This window comes from Halanaerobacter jeridensis (genome assembly GCF_016908315.1).
GTDB classification, from domain to species: Bacteria; Bacillota; Halanaerobiia; order Halobacteroidales; family Halobacteroidaceae; genus Halanaerobacter; species Halanaerobacter jeridensis.
In genome coordinates this window covers 209,765-227,932 of sequence record NZ_JAFBDQ010000003.1, presented here as the reverse complement: position 1 = coordinate 227,932, position 18,168 = coordinate 209,765, and the positions used below count along the sequence as shown (strand labels likewise).

At 32.6% G+C, this 18,168-nt stretch carries 17 protein-coding genes; 15 read left to right on the top strand and 2 right to left on the bottom strand.

Annotation, left to right across the window (positions count from 1 at the left end):
- The first annotated feature begins 1 nt into the window (after position 1).
- The 14 genes from JOC47_RS04040 to JOC47_RS03975 all read left to right on the top strand — a co-directional run bounded on the left by JOC47_RS04040 (position 2) and on the right by JOC47_RS03975 (position 12,847).
- Positions 2–673 carry an S-layer homology domain-containing protein gene (locus tag JOC47_RS04040; RefSeq protein ID WP_338035312.1) on the top strand — a complete coding sequence of 224 codons (672 nt, stop codon included), beginning with the start codon at positions 2–4 and terminating at the stop codon, positions 671–673.
- A gap of 16 nt (positions 674–689) precedes the next feature.
- On the top strand, positions 690–1,298 hold the full coding sequence (locus tag JOC47_RS04035) for a cell wall hydrolase (RefSeq protein WP_204700693.1): 609 nt from the start codon (positions 690–692) through the stop codon (positions 1,296–1,298).
- 171 nt (positions 1,299–1,469) lie between these two features.
- Entirely contained in the window at positions 1,470–2,708 is a 1,239-nt protein-coding gene (gene hisZ, locus JOC47_RS04030; RefSeq protein WP_204700692.1) for an ATP phosphoribosyltransferase regulatory subunit, read from the top strand.
- Positions 2,701–3,345 carry an ATP phosphoribosyltransferase gene (hisG, locus tag JOC47_RS04025; RefSeq protein WP_204700691.1) on the top strand — a complete coding sequence of 215 codons (645 nt, stop codon included), beginning with the start codon at positions 2,701–2,703 and terminating at the stop codon, positions 3,343–3,345. Before hisZ ends, hisG begins: the two co-directional genes overlap by 8 nt.
- A gap of 157 nt (positions 3,346–3,502) precedes the next feature.
- A complete protein-coding gene (gene hisD, locus JOC47_RS04020) occupies positions 3,503–4,795 on the top strand; it encodes a histidinol dehydrogenase (protein WP_204700690.1) in 1,293 nt (430 codons plus the stop codon).
- Between the two features lie 221 nt (positions 4,796–5,016).
- Complete coding sequence (hisB, locus tag JOC47_RS04015; RefSeq protein ID WP_204700689.1) at positions 5,017–5,604, top strand: imidazoleglycerol-phosphate dehydratase HisB; 588 nt, start codon at positions 5,017–5,019, stop codon at positions 5,602–5,604.
- A 263-nt stretch (positions 5,605–5,867) separates the two neighbouring features.
- The gene (gene hisH, locus JOC47_RS04010) at positions 5,868–6,485 is read left to right on the top strand and encodes an imidazole glycerol phosphate synthase subunit HisH (protein WP_204700688.1); all 618 of its coding nucleotides are present in this window, start codon (positions 5,868–5,870) and stop codon (positions 6,483–6,485) included.
- A gap of 3 nt (positions 6,486–6,488) precedes the next feature.
- Complete coding sequence (hisA, locus tag JOC47_RS04005; protein ID WP_204700687.1) at positions 6,489–7,214, top strand: 1-(5-phosphoribosyl)-5-[(5-phosphoribosylamino)methylideneamino]imidazole-4-carboxamide isomerase; 726 nt, start codon at positions 6,489–6,491, stop codon at positions 7,212–7,214.
- A gap of 103 nt (positions 7,215–7,317) precedes the next feature.
- Positions 7,318–8,076, top strand: a complete 759-nt coding sequence (hisF, locus tag JOC47_RS04000) for an imidazole glycerol phosphate synthase subunit HisF (protein ID WP_204700686.1) — start codon at positions 7,318–7,320, stop codon at positions 8,074–8,076.
- Entirely contained in the window at positions 8,067–8,717 is a 651-nt protein-coding gene (gene hisIE / locus JOC47_RS03995; protein WP_204700685.1) for a bifunctional phosphoribosyl-AMP cyclohydrolase/phosphoribosyl-ATP diphosphatase HisIE, read from the top strand. The genes hisF and hisIE overlap by 10 nt, the downstream gene beginning before the upstream one ends.
- Positions 8,718–8,860: 143 nt before the next feature.
- Positions 8,861–9,331 (top strand): chemotaxis protein CheW, encoded by a 471-nt coding sequence (locus JOC47_RS03990; protein WP_204700684.1) that lies wholly within the window; start codon positions 8,861–8,863, stop codon positions 9,329–9,331.
- A gap of 23 nt (positions 9,332–9,354) precedes the next feature.
- On the top strand, positions 9,355–11,364 hold the full coding sequence (locus JOC47_RS03985; RefSeq protein ID WP_204700683.1) for a chemotaxis protein CheA: 2,010 nt from the start codon (positions 9,355–9,357) through the stop codon (positions 11,362–11,364).
- 18 nt (positions 11,365–11,382) lie between these two features.
- A complete protein-coding gene (locus JOC47_RS03980) occupies positions 11,383–11,745 on the top strand; it encodes a response regulator (protein WP_204700682.1) in 363 nt (120 codons plus the stop codon).
- Positions 11,746–11,767: 22 nt separating this feature from the next.
- The gene (locus JOC47_RS03975) at positions 11,768–12,847 is read left to right on the top strand and encodes a chemotaxis-specific protein-glutamate methyltransferase CheB (RefSeq protein ID WP_204700681.1); all 1,080 of its coding nucleotides are present in this window, start codon (positions 11,768–11,770) and stop codon (positions 12,845–12,847) included.
- 41 nt (positions 12,848–12,888) lie between these two features.
- Here the strand turns inward: JOC47_RS03975 and gyrA are convergent, their stop codons facing one another.
- Positions 12,889–15,276 carry a DNA gyrase subunit A gene (gene gyrA, locus JOC47_RS03970; RefSeq protein ID WP_204700680.1) on the bottom strand — a complete coding sequence of 796 codons (2,388 nt, stop codon included), beginning with the start codon at positions 15,274–15,276 and terminating at the stop codon, positions 12,889–12,891.
- 657 nt (positions 15,277–15,933) lie between these two features.
- Between gyrA and gyrB the strand changes: the two genes are divergently transcribed.
- Positions 15,934–17,835: a DNA topoisomerase (ATP-hydrolyzing) subunit B gene (gene gyrB / locus JOC47_RS03965; RefSeq protein ID WP_204700679.1), complete on the top strand. Its 1,902-nt coding sequence runs from the start codon at positions 15,934–15,936 to the stop codon at positions 17,833–17,835.
- 38 nt (positions 17,836–17,873) lie between these two features.
- On the opposite strand, the gene JOC47_RS03960 is transcribed toward gyrB, so the two are convergent.
- Positions 17,874–18,131, bottom strand: coding sequence for a hypothetical protein (locus JOC47_RS03960; protein WP_204700678.1), 258 nt, complete (start codon positions 18,129–18,131; stop codon positions 17,874–17,876).
- Positions 18,132–18,168 lie beyond the last annotated feature (37 nt).

The following is an 18,168-nucleotide window of genomic DNA, read 5'->3' as shown; positions in this document are numbered from 1 at the left end:
GGTGAATAAAAAAGTAATCAGTCTGTTGTTAGTAGTATTACTACTTTCAACTAATGTTTCTGTAGTGTTAGCAAGTGATAATATTAAAGATGTATCTCGTGATCATTGGGCCTATAAAAGTGTAGTTAAATTGGTAGATAAGGGTTATATGTCTCTTTATGATGGCAATAAATTTAAAGGTGAAAAAGAAGTGACTCGCTATGAACTAGCAGAAATTATAGCTAAAATGTTAAGTAATATTAATCAAGGGCAGGTTAATCCAGAAAGCGGCGATGTACTTACTTTAAAGAAATTATCAACAGAATTCAGATCTGAATTAGTTGAAGTCGTTAATCAAAATGAAAATTTAAAGAGAAGATTAAATGAATTATCAGACCAACAAGAGGTTAATCAAGAAGATTTAGTGAATACAAATGCTAAAATTAATGATCTGCGTAAACAAGTTGATAAAATTTTAAAGAGCATTACTGAAGAAGCAATTAGAACTAATAAATTACAGAAAAAGCTTAATGAATTAGAAACTAAAAATGAGAACCTCAAACAGAAAGTTGATCAATTATCTTCTGAAACAGCAAGTAAAAAGACAGAAGAAAAAGTAGAGAAATTAGAGCAACGTTTCTTCTGGCTAACAGGTGGCTGGATAGTTTCTGCTTTATTATTAGCTTCTCAATAATTGAGGGGGCAAGGGCATGAGATATAAAATAACCAACGTTATTGCTTTAACATTAATCATAATGTTAATAACCCCATCTGTAAGTCTGTTAATTAGTGCTGATTTTTCTAGAACTTATGCGCAGGGAATTGATGGAGAAAAAGCAGCACAAGGTTTAGTTATAAGTGGGTTATTAGTTGTAATTTTAGAGAAAATAATTGATAACTCTAAAGGAGAACCGAATCGCTATAATAATCAATCAGCACAAGCATCTAAAAATGTTGAAAAGAATGATGATAATGTCTATTGGTTAGCTAAAGCAATTCATGCTGAAGCACGGGGAGAACCATTTAAAGGGAAAATTGCTGTAGGAGCAGTTATACTTAATCGAGTAAACAGCTCTCAATTCCCTGATACTGTTTATGGTGTGATTTATCAGGAAGGACAGTTTAGTTCCGTTAAAGATGGACAGATTAAATTAAAACCTGATCAAGAAGCCTATAAAGCAGCTGAAAAGGCTTTAGCAGGAGAAGATCCATCTCAAAATGCTATGTATTTTTATAATCCTATTATTGCTAAAACTATGTGGTGGCTAACTACGAGAGAAAAGACAGTTCAAATTGGGAAACATGTTTTTGCTAAGTGATCTTAGAATCCATTTCTAGGATCGCTTTTTTTTCTATTTATTACTTTTTTCTTATTACTAATTACTATTAAATTTCAATTGACAATCGATAGGGGATATGTTATATTTTAATAAATCATTCTTTAATTCGATAAAGTAATAAAGAATTTTAATTAATGAGGAGGAGTTATTTTGGATTGGAATAAGTTGCAGAGACCAGAAGGGACAAGGGATTATTTGCCAGATTTAGCTAGGAAGAAAAAAATTATAGAAGAGAAAGTAATGGAGGTTTTTAATAGTTGGGGCTATGAGGAAATAATTACTCCTACTTTTGAGTATTATGATATTTTATCAGCTGCTACAGAAGGGTTACATGCTAAGATGTACAAATTTTTTAATAGAAAAGGAGAAATTTTAGCATTAAGACCTGAAATGACTGCTTCTATAGCTCGTATGGTAGCTACTGAATTGAGAGAAAAATCGTTACCACTTAGATTAGCTTATGAAGGGAATGTATATCGTTATGAAACACCGCGGGCAGGAAGACATAGAGAATTTTATCAAGCAGGAGTAGAGTTGTTTGGAGTAGATAATCCGCTTGGTGATGCAGAAGTTATTTCAATTGCTGTTAAAGCAGTAGAAAATGCTGGGTTGAATAATTTTAATATTGATATTGGGGATGTTGGATATTTTACAGGGATTATGAAGGAAGCTAAATTAGATGAAGAATTACAGATTAAAATCCGACATGCTCTTTCAGAAAGAAATTTTGTGGAGCTAAAAGAATTGCTATCAGGAACTGATTTAAATGGACAGCAAAAAAAAGCTATTTTAGCTGCTCAAGATCTGCGTGGAGGAAAAGAGGTAATTGCAGAAGCTAAAGACCTAGTTAATAATGAAGAGTCTTTAGAAGCTTTAATTAATCTAGAGGAAGTCTATAAAAACTTAGAATTAATGGGAGTAGCAGATTATATATATATTGATTTAAGTGTAGTACGTGGTTTTGATTACTATACTGGAATTGTATTTGAAGGCTATACCCATGATTTAGGTTATACTATTTGCGGTGGTGGTCGTTATGATAATCTAGTTAAAAAATTTGGTTATCCTACAACTGCTACAGGATTTGCAGTAGGAGTTGATAGATTAATTTTATCATTAGAAAAGCAGGGATATGAGTTTGAAATGGAGAATAAAAAAGTTATTCTGCGTTTGCAACCCGAAGATAAAGAAAAAGGTTTTGAGTTAGCTGAGGAGTTACGTCAGAATAATAATGTAGAACTTGAATTAGCAACTAGAGATTTAGAAGAGACTATTGCTTATGCTAAAGAAAAGAAGATAGACCAAGTATTAAATTTAGAAACTAGTACTTCAAAAGAAGATTATAAAATAAATGAAATTGAAATAAAAGCGGGGGAACAAGATGGATAAACTAACTATTGCCTTACCTAAAGGTCGGTTGTTTGACCCAGTAGTTGAAATTTTAAGAGAAGCTGGAGTGGTTAATCGAGAATTAGATGATGATTCGCGTAAATTGATTTTAGAAGATGAACAATTAGAGATTGATTTCTTATTATCTAAAGCTGTAGATGTCCATACATATGTTGAACATGGAGTAGCAGATTTAGGGGTTGTCGGTAAAGATGTGTTGTTAGAAGCTGGGGCTAGTGTCTATGAAGTTTTAGATTTAGAATTAGGTAGTTGTAGATTAGTTGTGGCTATTCCAGAAGAAGCAGGAATTACTTCTTTAGAAGAACTACCTTCTACAGGGCGAGTAGCTACTAAATATGTTAATGTAGCCCAAGAGTTTTTTGACCAACAGGGTATTCAAACAGAAATTGTTAAATTAAATGGTTCAATTGAAATGGCGCCTTTAGTGGGGCTCTCTGATATGATTGTAGACATTAGTTCTACAGGTAGAACTTTGCGTGAAAATAATTTGATAGAAATAGCTGAAATTGCAAGATCATCAGCCCGCTTAATTACTAATAGGGTTAGTTATAAAACTCAGCACCAAAGAATTAAAAATATTATTGATGATGTTAAAGCAGTAATTAGTAAACAGTAATGAGTGAAGAGTAATTAGTAAACAGTAATGAGTGAAGAGTGAAGAAGAGACTTGACAATGTCAAGTCTGATCTATGACCTACCACGGAGCAAGACAGCATAGTTTTATGCACAAATTATAAAACAAAGTAAAATAATTTAATGGGAGAGGTGAAAAAATGTTAAAAGTTATTAATACTACAGATAGTGGGGCGAAAGAAAAATTAAATAAGATTTTAAATCGTTCTTCTTTTGATAATGAGGGCCAAATGGAAGCAGTGCAGAATATTTGGGATGATGTTAAAGATAATGGAGACCAAGCAATTTTTAAATATACAGCTAAATTTGATGGGGCAGAATTAGATGAATCAACTTTAGAGGTGCAGGAAGAAGAGATAGCAGCAGCATATGAAAAAGTTGATGAGGAATTCATATCCGCTCTACAGACTTCAATTGCTAATGTAGAAGATTTCCACCAAAAACAGCTACGTGAAGATTGGATGGATATTAAAGAAGATGGAGTTATAGTTGGACAGAAGTTTTCTGCTCTAGAAAAGGTAGGTCTTTATGTACCAGGGGGTAGAGCAGCTTATCCATCGTCGGTAGTGATGAATGGAGTGCCAGCTCAAGTAGCAGGAGTAGATGAGATTAGTATGGTTTCTCCACCAGCAGCAGATGGAAGTATGAATCCTTATACTTTAGTGGCAGCAGCGGAAGTAGGAGTAGATACTATCTATAAAGTAGGTGGGGCCCAAGCTGTAGCAGGATTGAGTTTAGGGACAAATACTATGATGCAGGTGGATAAGATTGTTGGCCCGGGCAATATTTATGTAACTTTAGCTAAAAAATTAGCTTTCGGATATGTTGATATTGATATGTTAGCAGGGCCAAGCGAAATTCTTGTACTAGCAGATGAGACTGCTAATCCACGTTATGTAGCTGCAGATATGTTATCTCAGGCTGAACACGACCCTATGGCTTCTTCAGTCTTAGTAACTACTTCTAAAGAGGTAGCTTTAGAAGTTAAAGAGGAATTAAAGCAACAGTTAAAAGAGTTATCGCGAGAAGAAATAGCAGCAGAAGCTTTAGAAAATTATGGTTCTTTGATTGTAGCTCAAGATTTAACTGAAGCTATTAAAGTTACTAATCAATTTGCTCCCGAACATTTAGAAGTTAAAGTTGATGATCCATTTGCTATTTTAGGTAAATTAAGAAATGCAGGGGCTATCTTTCTAGGTGAGTATGCAGCAGAGCCAATTGGTGATTATGTAGCCGGACCAAATCATGTTTTACCGACAGGTGGGTCAGCAAGATTTTATTCTCCCCTAAATATTGATGATTTTATTAAAAAATCAAGTGTAATCTCTTATTCTAAAGAGGGATTAGAAAAAGTAAAAGATGATGCAATTAAAATTGCTGAAGTAGAGGGATTAGATGCTCATGCCAATAGTGTTAAAGTAAGATTTGAGTAGCAAGTAGGCAATAAGCAAAAAACACTGTATATAGATTGGATACTTAATTAGCTCTAAGCAGAGCGATAAGGACTACACGAAGGGTCTCATGTTTTTTATGAGACCCAGAGGGCAAATTTGAGCGAAGCTAAGAATTTTAAGTTTTTATATAGGCAAGTAGGCAATAAGCAAAAAACACTGTATATAGATCATCAATTATGTTTGAAGTGGAGGTGGTTAAAATGCGTGAAGCATCGATAGAGCGTAAAACAGCAGAAACCGATATCAATTTAAAAATTAGCTTAGATGGGACAGGGCAATCTGAAATTACAACACCGGTTCCGTTCTTAAATCATATGTTAGAGTTATTTGCTAAACATGGGCAGTTTGATTTAGTAGTCGAAGCTGAGGGTGATATAGAGATTGATGCTCATCATACTACTGAGGATATTGCTATTGTGTTAGGCCAAGCTTTAGAAGAAGCAGTAGGTGATAAAAAAGGAATCAATCGCTATGGTAATCAAGTTTTACCAATGGACGAAGCTTTACTGCAAAGTACGATAGACTTTGGAGGACGTTTTTATCTTAATTTTGCTGTAACAGATTTAAAAGCGACAGTAGGAGATTTTGATACAGAATTGGTAGAAGAGTTTTTTCGTGCTCTTGCTTTCAATGCAAAAATGAATTTGCATATTCGCCAATTAGAAGGAACTAATACTCATCATATTATTGAAGGAATATTCAAATCTTTTGCCCGGGCTTTAAATAAAGCAACTACAATTAATGAAGATATAAAAGGAGTTATGTCTACTAAAGGGAAACTAGAATAGTAATTAGTAAAGAGAAATGAGTGATGAGTGATGAGTGATGAGAAAAGAGAAAAGAGAAAAGAGAAAAGTAGAGAGAATGGGGCTGCACGGAGAGTCTTTGCCTTTTAAGACTCGGAGGAGACAGTGAAATTATTAACAACAATTAAAATAATATATGTAGAGACTTGGTAGTGCCAAGTCTAGTCTTTATCTTTGATGTTTTCAACTGTTTTACTGTCAGACTGCTAAACTGTTTAACTGATTTTAAGTTGGAGGTGATAATGATGATTGCGATTATAGATTATGGGATGGGAAATTTAAAAAATGTTAAAAAAGGTTTTGAAAAGGTAGGTTACCAGGCTAAAATCACAGATAGTGAAAAAGATATTTTAGCTGCTGATGGTGTAGTACTACCTGGAGTAGGAGCTTTTAAAGATGCCATGAATAATTTAGAAGAAGCGAATTTAGTAGAAGTAATTAAAGATGTAATTGAAGAAGATAAACCTTTTTTGGGAATTTGCTTAGGACTGCAGTTATTATTCACAGAAAGTGAAGAGTTTGGTTTAACACCAGGGTTAGACATTATTGAAGGCCGAGTAGTAAAGTTTCCAGATTATTTAGACCTTAAAGTACCGCAGATTGGTTGGAATGAACTAAATTTGAAGCAAGAAACTAAATTGTATCAAGATTTAGAAGGAGAAATTTATCAGTATTTTGTGCATTCTTATTATGTAGCTCCACAAGATAAAGATGTGATTGCAACAACTACAGACTATGGAATTGAGTTTGTCTCAAGTATTGTTAAAGATAATATTTATGCAGTACAGTTTCATCCTGAGAAAAGTAGCCAACAAGGGCTGCAGATTCTTAAGAATTTTGGTCAGATTATAGAGGAGGAGTAGATAATGGAAGTTATACCAGCGATAGATATCAAAGATGGAGAGTGTGTTCGTTTATATAAAGGTGATTTTGAGCAAAAGACTGTTTATGGAGAACCAGTTGAAATGGCTAAGTTATGGACAGATAAAGGTGCCTCAAGATTACATATTGTTGATTTAGATGGAGCTTTGGATGCTAAACCTAAAAATTTAGATTTGATTGCTAATATAGTAGATGAAGTTGATATTCCAGTCCAAGTTGGAGGAGGAATTAGGGATATAGAAACTATTAGTCATTATTTAGATATAGGAATTCAACGAGTGATTATTGGAACAGCAGCTATTAAAAATCCAGAATTGGTAGTAGAGGCAATTGATCAGTTTGGAGCAGAGAAGATCGTAGTTGGTATTGATGCTAAAAATGGTCAAGTTGCTACTGAAGGATGGTTAGAGACTTCTGATACTGCTGCAGTTGAGTTAGGTCAAGAGATGAAAGATAGAGGAGTAAAGTGGGTTGTATATACAGATATTAGTCGCGATGGGACTTTAGTTGGCCCTAATATAGAGAGTACTAAAAATTTAGCTGAGGAAACAGGATTAAATGTAATTGCTTCGGGAGGAGTATCAGATATTGATGATATTAAAGCCTTGAAGAAAATCGAAGATGCAGGAGTTAAAGGAGTAATTACAGGGAAAGCATTATATAGTGAAAATCTTGATTTAGAAGAAGCGATAAAGGTAAGTAAGAAGTAATCAGTTATGAGTAATGAGTAACAAGAAAAACAGAAAATTCAAAGTCAGACCCTTCATTACTTTTTACTGATTACTAGTTACTGCTTTGAGAGGAGTGATTTTAATGTTAACTAAAAGAATAATCCCTTGCCTGGATGTAGATGATGGTCGAGTAGTCAAAGGGGTTAATTTTGTAGATATTAAAGATGCTGGTGATCCGGTGGAATTAGCAGAAGTTTATGATCAGCAAGGAGCAGATGAATTGGTTTTTTTAGATATTACTGCCTCTAGCGATAAACGAGAGACAATGGTAGAGTTAGTAAGAAAGACTGCAGAAAAAGTATTTATTCCTTTTACTATCGGAGGCGGGATTAGGACTACAGAAGATATTAGAAAATTATTAAATGCTGGTGCAGATAAAGTCTCTATTAATTCTGCAGCAGTAAAAAATCCTGATTTAATAGCTGAAGGAGCAAAAAAATTCGGCAGTCAGTGTATTGTAATAGCAATTGATGCTAAAAAAGCCGATGATTCGTGGGAGGTATATATTCACGGTGGCCGCAAGAATACGGGTATTGATGCTATAGAATGGGCACAAAAAGTTGAAGAATTAGGAGCAGGAGAAATATTATTAACAAGCATGGATGCTGATGGAACTAAAGATGGTTATGATTTAGAATTGACTTCTACTATTTCTGAAAAAGTAAATATTCCTGTAATTGCTTCTGGGGGTGCAGGAGATTTAGAGGATATCAAAGAAGTATATACTAACGGAAAAGCTGATGCAGCCTTGGCTGCTTCTATTTTTCATTTTAATGAATATACAATTGCAGAAGTTAAAAAATATCTCGATGAGAAAGGGGTTAATGTAAGATGTCTTTAGGTAATTTAGAGTTTGATGAGGATGGGTTAATTCCTGCTATTATACAAGATGCAGAAACTGATGAGGTACTAATGATGGCTTATATGAATGAGAAATCATTAAAAAATACTATTAGAACTGGTAGAACATGTTTTTGGAGTCGTAGCCGACAAGAGCTATGGTGGAAAGGAGAGACCTCAGGTAATATTCAAGAAGTAGAAGAAATCAAATATGATTGTGATGGTGATACTTTATTAATAAAAGTAGAACAGACTGGGGGAGCTTGCCATACAGGGCATAAGTCATGTTTTTATCGCGGAATTAAACGTAGTGAAGAAGCAGAAAAAGTCTTTGACCCTGAAGAGGCTTATGATAAGACTCATGTAATTAAGGAATTATATAATGTAATTAATGACCGTAAAGAAAATCCATCGCAAAATTCATATACATCTAACTTATATGAACAAGGAGAAAATGCTTTTCTAAAAAAGATTGGAGAGGAAGCAACAGAAATAGTAATGGCTGCTAAAGATGAAGATGATGATGAAATAATTTATGAAACGGCAGATTTCATTTATCATTTATTAGTAGTTTTAGTCTATCATGATATTGAATTAGAAGAAATAGTAGAAGAATTAAAAATGAGAAGGAAAAATAGTTAAATATATTAGTCATTTTGTTTAAAAGACTAGATTTTTTTAGAATATTAAGCAGGGTTTATAGTTTTAATCAAGAATAATAAATATAGAAAACACAATATATTATTTTATTAAAGTTTTTATAGTTTTAGAAGGGAGGTCTTTCTGTGAGTGAGGATACACAGCAGATGATAATTTTTGATATTGGTAATGAGAAATTTGGAATTAAAATTACTCGAGTCCATGAAATAATCAGGATGAAAGAGATTACTGAATTACCTGATTCCTCTGAATATTTTGCTGGAATAGTTAATAGAAGAGGAGATATAGTATCAGTAGTTGATTTACGAAAAAGATTTGGACTAGAGGAAATTGTTGAAACAGATAATACGCGAATAATTATAATTGATTTTCAGGGGAAGGATGTTGGCCTAATAGTGGATGGAGTTTCAGAAGTATTACACATAAATGAAGCCGATATTGATGATCCTCCTCAAAGTATGGTTGGTATTAAAGATGATTATTTACAAGGGATAGTGAAAGTAGATGAGGATATAGTTATCATCTTAGATCTTGATAATTTATTAGAATCTAAAGAAGAAATTGAATTAGATAAAGAAAAACAAGGAAATGAATAGAAAGAAAGGGGGATTAAGTAACTATGGATATGGACGAGTTTCAGGAAATGTATGCTAGCGAATCGCGAGAGCATTTAGATATATTAAATGATGCATTGTTAACTTTAGAGAATGATCCAGAAAATATGGAAATGGTCAATGAATCTTTCCGTGCTGCTCATACATTAAAAGGTATGGCGGGTACTATGGGATTTGACCAAGTCAGTGAGTTAGCTCATGCTATGGAAAATATATTAGATGAATTAAGAAATGGTGAAATAGCAGTTACGACAGAAGTTATTAACTTATTATTTAGAGCTGTTGATAATTTAGAATTATTAAGTAGTGACCCGGATCAAGTTGAAGATTTAGAGGGGTTAATTAAAGAATTAAGAAATTATACTGGAGATGATACTGAGTTAAGTACAGGCAATCAGGAAACATCTGCTAGTAGTAATAATGATTATTTTAGCTTAGACCAAGACGAATTAGAAATGGTAGAAGATACTCCAGGTGAAACTGTAATTATAAAAGTTATATTAGAGTCAGATTGTGTCTTTAAGTCTTTACGAGCAGATATGGTTTTTGATGCTCTAGAAGAACTTGGGGAATTAATTAAGGCTAACCCTAGTATAGATGATATTCGAGAAGAAAAATTAGATGAAGAATTTCAGGTCTTATTTTTAACTAAAGAATCTAAAGAGACATTATCTGATGCTTTAAGTAATATTTCCGAAGTGGATACAATTGAAATTGAAGTTGTTGAAGATTTAGATGATTTATCTATACAACAAGAAAGTACAGGCGCTGAGCAAGAAGATGAATCCACTATTGATGGGGCTAAAGATAAGGACAGTAAATCTAAAAAGAAGAGTAAAACTCAATCATTATCAAGTCGTTTAAGATCAAGTAGTACTATTAAAGTTGATGTTGATCGTCTTGACTCCTTGATGAATTTAGTAGCAGAGTTAGTAATTAAACGAACTCAAGTAGAATCAGTGGCTAGAAGTTATGACCTAGATGATTTAGAAAAGAAATTAAAGCCACTAAGTAAGGTGACTACTGATTTACAAGATGCTGTAATGGAAATGCGAATGGTACCAATAAGTATGGTCTTTAATAGATTTCCGCGTTTAGTGAGGGACTTGGCCCAAGATTTAGAAAAAGATATTAACTTAAAAATTGAAGGTGAAGAAACGGAATTAGATAGAACTATTATTGATGAAATTGGTGACCCGTTAGTTCATCTAATCAGAAATTCAATTGACCATGGTATAGAACCACCTGCAGAAAGAGAAGAAAAAGATAAGCCTAGAGAAGGATTAGTTAAACTATCTGCTTTTCATGAAGGGAATAATGTAGTAATTCAGATTGAAGATGATGGGGCCGGTATTGACCCAGATGTAATTGAAGAAAAAGCAATAGATAAAGGGGTAGCTAGCCCGTCTGAAATAGAAAATATGTCTGACCAAGAAATTATTAATCTTATTTTTGCTCCTGGTTTTAGTACTAATGAAGAAGTAAGTGATGTTTCGGGTCGTGGAGTAGGAATGGATGTTGTAAAGAATAAATTGGATTCATTGAATGGTTCAATTGATATTAAGTCTGAAGTGGGTAAAGGTTCAACTTTTACGATGAAATTACCATTAACTTTATCTATTATTCAAGGTTTCTTAACTACCGTAGCAGACCAAAAGTATGTAATACCATTAGAATCTATTCAAGAAATTGTTGATGTCCAACCAGAAGATATTCAAACAATTAGACAAGAACAAGTTATTCACCGCCGTGGTTCTGTAATTCCTTTGATTTCTTTAAGAAATAAATTAGGTAAAGAAGATGACTTTGAAGAAGAAGAAATTTCAACAGTAATCGTAGAGATTGCCAATGATTATTATGGATTAATGGTTGATTCTATTATTGGACAACAGGAAGTTGTAATTAAGAGAATTAATGATCTATCAGAAAACATTGAAAAAATTGCCGGTGGTGCTATTTTAGGTGATGGTAGTATTGCATTAATCTTAAATGTTGAAGAGATTACTATTGGCTAATAAGGGGGGGAAGATAGAGTGGCAAAAAAAATTTTAATTGTTGATGATGCACAATTTATGAGGACGATGTTGAAAAAACTTGTCGAAGAAAACGGCTACGAAGTAGCAGATGAAGCAGTAAATGGAGAAGAAGCAGTAAAAAAATATAAAGAACAATCTCCAGATTTAGTAACTATGGATATTACTATGCCTAAAATGGATGGAATTGAAGCAACTAGAGAAATAATGGATATAGATTCTGATGCTAATGTAATTGTCTGCAGTGCGATGGGCCAAAAGCCAATGGTAGTAGAATCTTTAGAGGCAGGAGCTAAAGATTTCATTGTAAAACCAATTAAACCTAAAAAGGTAAAAGAAGCGTTAAATAATATATTAGAATGATTTTGTAGGAGGTGTCAGGGAGGTGGACGATAAAACTGAAATTCTAGTAGTCGATGATTCAGCCTTCATGAGAAAAGTGATTACTGAATTATTAGAAACAAATAATAAATTTAAGGTAGTGGATACAGCCCGTAATGGAGTAGACGCCCTTAAAAAAATAGAAAAATATACACCTGATGTAATTACTTTAGATGTAGAAATGCCTAAGATGAATGGGTTAGATTTTTTAAAGCGATTAATGGCTAAAAAGCCGATTCCAGTTGTAATGCTTAGTAGTGTAACGGCTGAGGGCAGTGAAGAGACTATTAAAGCTTTAGAACGTGGAGCTTTTGATTTTATTACTAAGCCTTCAGGCTCAATTTCATTGGATATTGATAAAGTAAAGGATGAGCTACTTAAAAAAGTTAAGTTAGCTGCTCAATCAGGTGTACAAGAGAAAATTAATCGTCAAGTTAGAAGAAAAAGTAGTAGAACTACAAAAAGGTCTTTGTCTAAAGAGGTTGAAAGTGCTCAAAAGTCATCCTCCCTAAAATTTAATGGTAGCAAGACTAATTTATTAGTTATAGGAGCTTCAACTGGTGGGCCTAAAGCAATTAAAGAAGTTATGAGTTCTTTGCCTGGTAATTTGCAGATAGCAATTTTAATTGTTCAACATATGCCGGCAGGATTTACTAAATCCTTAGCTAAAAGATTAAATAAATTGTCTGATTATCGGGTTAAAGAAGCAGAAGAAGGAGACAAAGTAAAAGTTGGAACTGCTTTATTAGCTCCTGGAGATTATCATATGCTAATTAAGAATGGTAAAGTGAAATTATCTCAAGGAGTAAAAGTACATAATGTGCGACCAGCGATCGATAAAACCATTGGTTCAGTAGTCAAGGATTATAAAAATTCTATTGTTGGTGTTCTTCTTACTGGAATGGGCAAAGATGGAGCGAAAGGGATGAAGCTAATTAAAGAATTTGGAGGAAAAACAATTGCCCAAGATGAGAAAACTTCTGTTGTTTATGGAATGCCTAAAGTTGCTTATAAAATGGGGGCAGTAGATAAAGTTAGCCCAGTCTATGATATTCCTAAAGAAATTGCAAAACTATTCAAATAAGCAAAAGAGCTAGGGGATATCCCCTAGCTCTTTTTATACTTTTATTCTTTTTTATGAATTGATTTGATAATTTTAGTGATTGTTTCATCATCCTTTAAGTCAAATTGAGAATACATGCCGCCCAAGCGGTCAGTTTGGGTAATATCAGTAATTTCTTTTTTGATTATATTATCTTTATTAGTTAAGGCTATAATCTCATCAGTTTTTTTAACAGTAAATGCGGATAATAATTGATAAGATAAATTACTCATCGTTTTTAGCCCTTTACCATTTCTATGCTGCATTTCATAATCTTCAATGGAACTTGCTTTCCCACGACCTTCAGCAGTTAAAGCTAAAACTAAGTCTTGCTCTGTAGTTTTGTTAATTGAGATAATTTCATCATCATCAGCTAATTTAATCCCTTTTCTACCTTTAGTATTTCGACCAGTTGGTGCTACTTCTGACTCATCAAAGTGAATTGTATATCCTTCTTTTGTGGCTAACAGTAAATTTTGTTCTCCATCAGTAACTGTAATATCTATTATTTGATCATCATCATTTAAGTTAATAGCTTTAATTGTGGATACAGTACTTTCGTATTCTGAGCCTTTAGTTTTTTTAACTAACCCTTTTTTAGTAGCAATTGTAATATATTTTTCTTTAACTTCGTCATTTAAAAGAATAATATCAATTAAATTCTCGTTTAAAGGTAATTTTAAAAAGTTATTTAATGGATCACCTGTTGATAAACCATGATGAGCAGGGATTTTATGATTTTTCAAAATATGAGTTTGTCCCTGATCAGTAATAAATAATAGCTTATCATGAGTTGTTCCTGATAAAACTTTAGTTATGAAATCATTCTTACTAGTTCGAATGTTATCAGTGCTATCAGTTCTTTTAATATAATTTCTCTGTGAAAATGAAATTACAACTTCTTCATTTTTAATCAGATCACTTTTTTCTAAATCTGCTTTAGAATCATCATGAATAATTTCAGTTTTTCTTTGGTCACCAAAGTTTTCTTTGATTTTATTTAATTCTTCTTTTAGGATATTATTCAAAATAGATTCATCGTTTAATATAGATTGATAATAGTCTATTTTTTCTCTTACCTCTTCTAATTCTTCTTCTAATTTTTCAATTTCTAGACTAACTAAACGTTGTAGTTTCATATTTAAGATTGCTTCAGCTTGATTTTTAGTGACTTCTAATTTTCGTTGTAAGTTCTTTTTAGCTCGCTTTGTTGATTCAGAATTTCTAATAATTGCAATTACATCATCTAAATTATCGATAGCCTTTTTTAGTCCAACTAATATGTGTTTCCTATCTTGAGCTTTATTTAATTTATATTTGGTTCGTTTAGTAATTACTTCTTGTCTAAATTCAAGAAAATGATTTAAAATTGTTTTTAAATTCATGATCTCTGGTTTTTGATTGTGTAGAGCTAGCATATTAATTCTAACATTAGATTGTAAAGACGTATATTTATATAAGCGATTAAGAATAATATCAGGATTTGCTTTTTTCTTTAAATCAATAACTACTCTAAGACCACTTTTATCTGATTCATCTCTAACATCGCTAACATGACTAATTTTTTCTTTCTTAACCGCTTTAGCGATTTCTTCAATCAATTTTGATTTATTAAGCTGATAAGGGATTTCAGTAATTATAATTCTTTTCCTACCGCGGCCTCTATCTTCAATTTTACTTTTACCGCGTAAAGTGATTTTTCCTTTGCCTGTTTCATAAGCTTTTTTAATTCCTGAATTACCAATAATTTGCCCACCAGTAGGGAAATCAGGGCCAGGTATTATTTCTCTTAAATCACTAATACTCATTTCTGGGTCATCTAATAAAGCAATTAACCCATCTATAACTTCTGATAGATTATGAGGTGGTATATTTGTACTCATTCCTACAGCAATTCCACTACTACCATTAACAAGTAGATTAGGTATTTTAGTAGGTAATACAGTCGGTTCCTCTAAACTACCATCGAAATTATCAACAAATTCCACTGTTTTCTCTTCGATATCTTCTAATAATTTTTCTGAGATAGGGGCTAATCTAGCTTCAGTATAACGCATAGCTGCAGCACTATCACCATCTATGGAACCGAAGTTACCATGACCATCAATTAGTTTATACCTTTGACTAAAGTCCTGTGCCATACGTACCATAGCATCATAGACAGCACGATCACCATGGGGATGATATTTACCTAGAACTTCTCCTACAATTCTAGCCGATTTTTTATGAGGTTTATTAGGAACTAAACCTAATTTTTTAGTAGCATATAGAATTCTTCTATGAACCGGCTTTAGTCCATCTCTTACATCAGGTAAAGCCCGTCCAATAATTACACTTAATGAATAATTCAAATAAGAATTCTGCATCTTATCTTCAATAGATACAGAAGTGATTTGTTTATCTGGGGTCATAAGTTAATAAACTCCTTTCTTTTATACAATTTTAACTATAAATTTTAGTATTTGCAATGATAGATGTTTTAAATATTTGCTATTAATTTATTCATACAATTTTCTATTATATCATTAAAAATGGATTTATGAAAGAAAATCTATATAAAGTGTAACTTTCGGGATTGAGATAAAATGATTTCTTCGCTTATAAATCTAGTTTGATTCGTCTAAACTTGTATAATAAAAAATGATTTAGTTTAATTAAATGGGAAATTAAACTAAATCATTTTTTATTATACTGCATTAAGACTCATCTACAAACTAGATTTAAAGACGCTGCGAAACAATTTTATCTCAATCTAAGGCAGTCTTACTTTAAGTGTGGGAGTAGGGAGATACCATTTTGAGGTTACTTATTTTTTGATTGTGCCTCTTGGTTTTGATTTTATGTTTTTAACTACTAGCTCCTAGCTACTTACTTTTTACTATAAAGTGGCACTGAAAGTGTAACTTTATATAGATTAAGTTGTATAGAATAGAGAGAAATTGTTTAACTTATTCATAAAGAAGTAAGAGAAAAAGTCTAGATGTTGCTATCTAAGTCTTTATATGCTATTATATTAAATATAACATGAGACAACTAATTGCTGAACAAAGGGAGAGGATGTTTAAACAATGACAGCAACTAATCAATATAATGCTGAACAGATTCAAGTTTTAGAAGGGTTAGAAGCCGTTCGCAAAAGACCAGGGATGTATATTGGTTCTACTGGTACTAAAGGATTACATCATCTAGTGTGGGAAGTAATAGATAATAGTATAGATGAATTTTTAGCTGATCATGGAGATAAAATAGAGGTAGTTATTGAACCTGATGAGATAGTAACTGTGCGCGATTATGGGCGAGGGATTCCTGTAGATACTCACTCTGAAAAGGGACTACCTGCTGCTCAATTGGTAATGACTACTTTGCATGCCGGAGGTAAATTTGATGGTAGTGGTTACCAAGTTTCAGGTGGCTTACATGGAGTTGGAGTTTCTGTAGTTAATGCTCTATCAGAATGGTTAGAGTTAGAAATCTATCGTGATGGTTATTTATATAAGCAGCGTTATGAACAAGGTTATCCAGTTACTGAATTAGAAAAAGTAGAAAAGACTAAAGAAACAGGAACAAAAATCAGATTTAGACCTGACGATGAAATTTTTGATGAAGTTGAATATGATTTCGAAACTTTAAAGAAACGTTTACAGGAATCAGCTTTTCTGAACAAGAACTTAGAGATAAATTTAAAGGATGAACGTAATGATGAGGAAGTTAATTTTTGCTATAGTGGAGGATTGAAAGAATTTATTAAGTATTTGAATAAGAATCAAACTCCATTATTAGATGAAATTGTATATACAGAAAAAGAAGTAGATGACACTTATGTAGAAATTGCTTTTCAGTATAATAAAAGCTATAACCAACGGATTTATAGTTTTGCAAATAATATTAATACTCATGATGGTGGATATCACTTAACTGGGTTTAAAACTGCTATTACTAAAGCATTTAATAATTATGCCAAAGAAAATAATCTTTTAAAGAAAAAAGATCCTAATCTTAAGGGCCGTGATTTAAGAGAAGGATTAACAGCAGTAGTAAGTGTTAAATTGACTGATCCACAGTTTGAAGGACAAACTAAGACTAAGTTAGGAAATAGTGAAATTAGAACAATTGTGGAACGAACAGTATATGAATATTTGCGTTATTATTTAGATACTAATCCTAAGTTAGCAAAATTAGTAGTTAATAAGGCTTTAGAAGCAGTGAAAGCAAGAAATGCCTCTAAAAAGGCGCGAAAGTTGGCCCGGAGAAAAGGAGCATTAACTAATAGTTCTTTACCAGGGAAATTATCTGACTGTAGTAGTCGTAAGCCGGAAAAATCAGAGTTATATCTAGTTGAGGGAGATTCAGCTGGAGGTTCAGCTAAACAAGCTAGAGATAGAGAATTTCAAGCTATCCTACCTTTAAAAGGTAAGATAATGAATGTAGAACGGGCTCGTTTAAATAAGATTTTGAAGAATACAGAGATTAAATCAATTGTAACTGCCTTAGGAGCAGGGATTGGAGAAGAATTTGATTTAGAAAATCTCAGATATCATAAAATTATAATTATGACTGACGCTGATGTGGATGGGGCTCATATCTGTACTTTGATTTTGACTTTATTCTATCGTTATATGCCAGAATTAATTGAAAATAATCATATTTATATTGCTCAATCTCCATTATATCAAGTTTCCTATGGTAGTAGTAAGAAATACATTTATACTAATAATCAGTTACAAGAGTATTTAAGTGATAAAAATAGAGATAGAGTTGGTATTCAACGTTATAAGGGTTTAGGAGAAATGAATCCTTCACAATTATGGGAAACAACAATGAATCCGGAGAATAGAAAGTTACAAAAAGTAGAGATAGAAGATGAAATAGAGGCTGATGAAATCTTTAATCAGTTAATGGGTTCTAAAGCAAGTTTGCGGAGAGAGTTTATTATGAATAATGCAGATTTAGCTGATAATATTGATGTATAAACGAATAGACCAGTTAATTCTGGTCTATTCGTTGTTAATTATTCGTTCTTAATTCTTTTGATTCTTCTAGGAGTAATTTCTTTACCTAGCTCTACTAATTCTTTAGCTACCATTCTTTGATATTCAGGAGTTATCCAAGCAAATAACGCAGGCATGCTATGACCTTCCGGATAACCTTTTGGGGTGTCTGAAGGTTCTTGAAAAGAACCTAACTCTCTTTCAATGTTTTCTTTAGTTTGAGCTAAATGATTAGTTGGATTTTCAAGACTATCATTAAATGTTTTATCGTCGTCCATATTGCGAACCCCTCCTCCAAAATATAGTTTGGCTTAA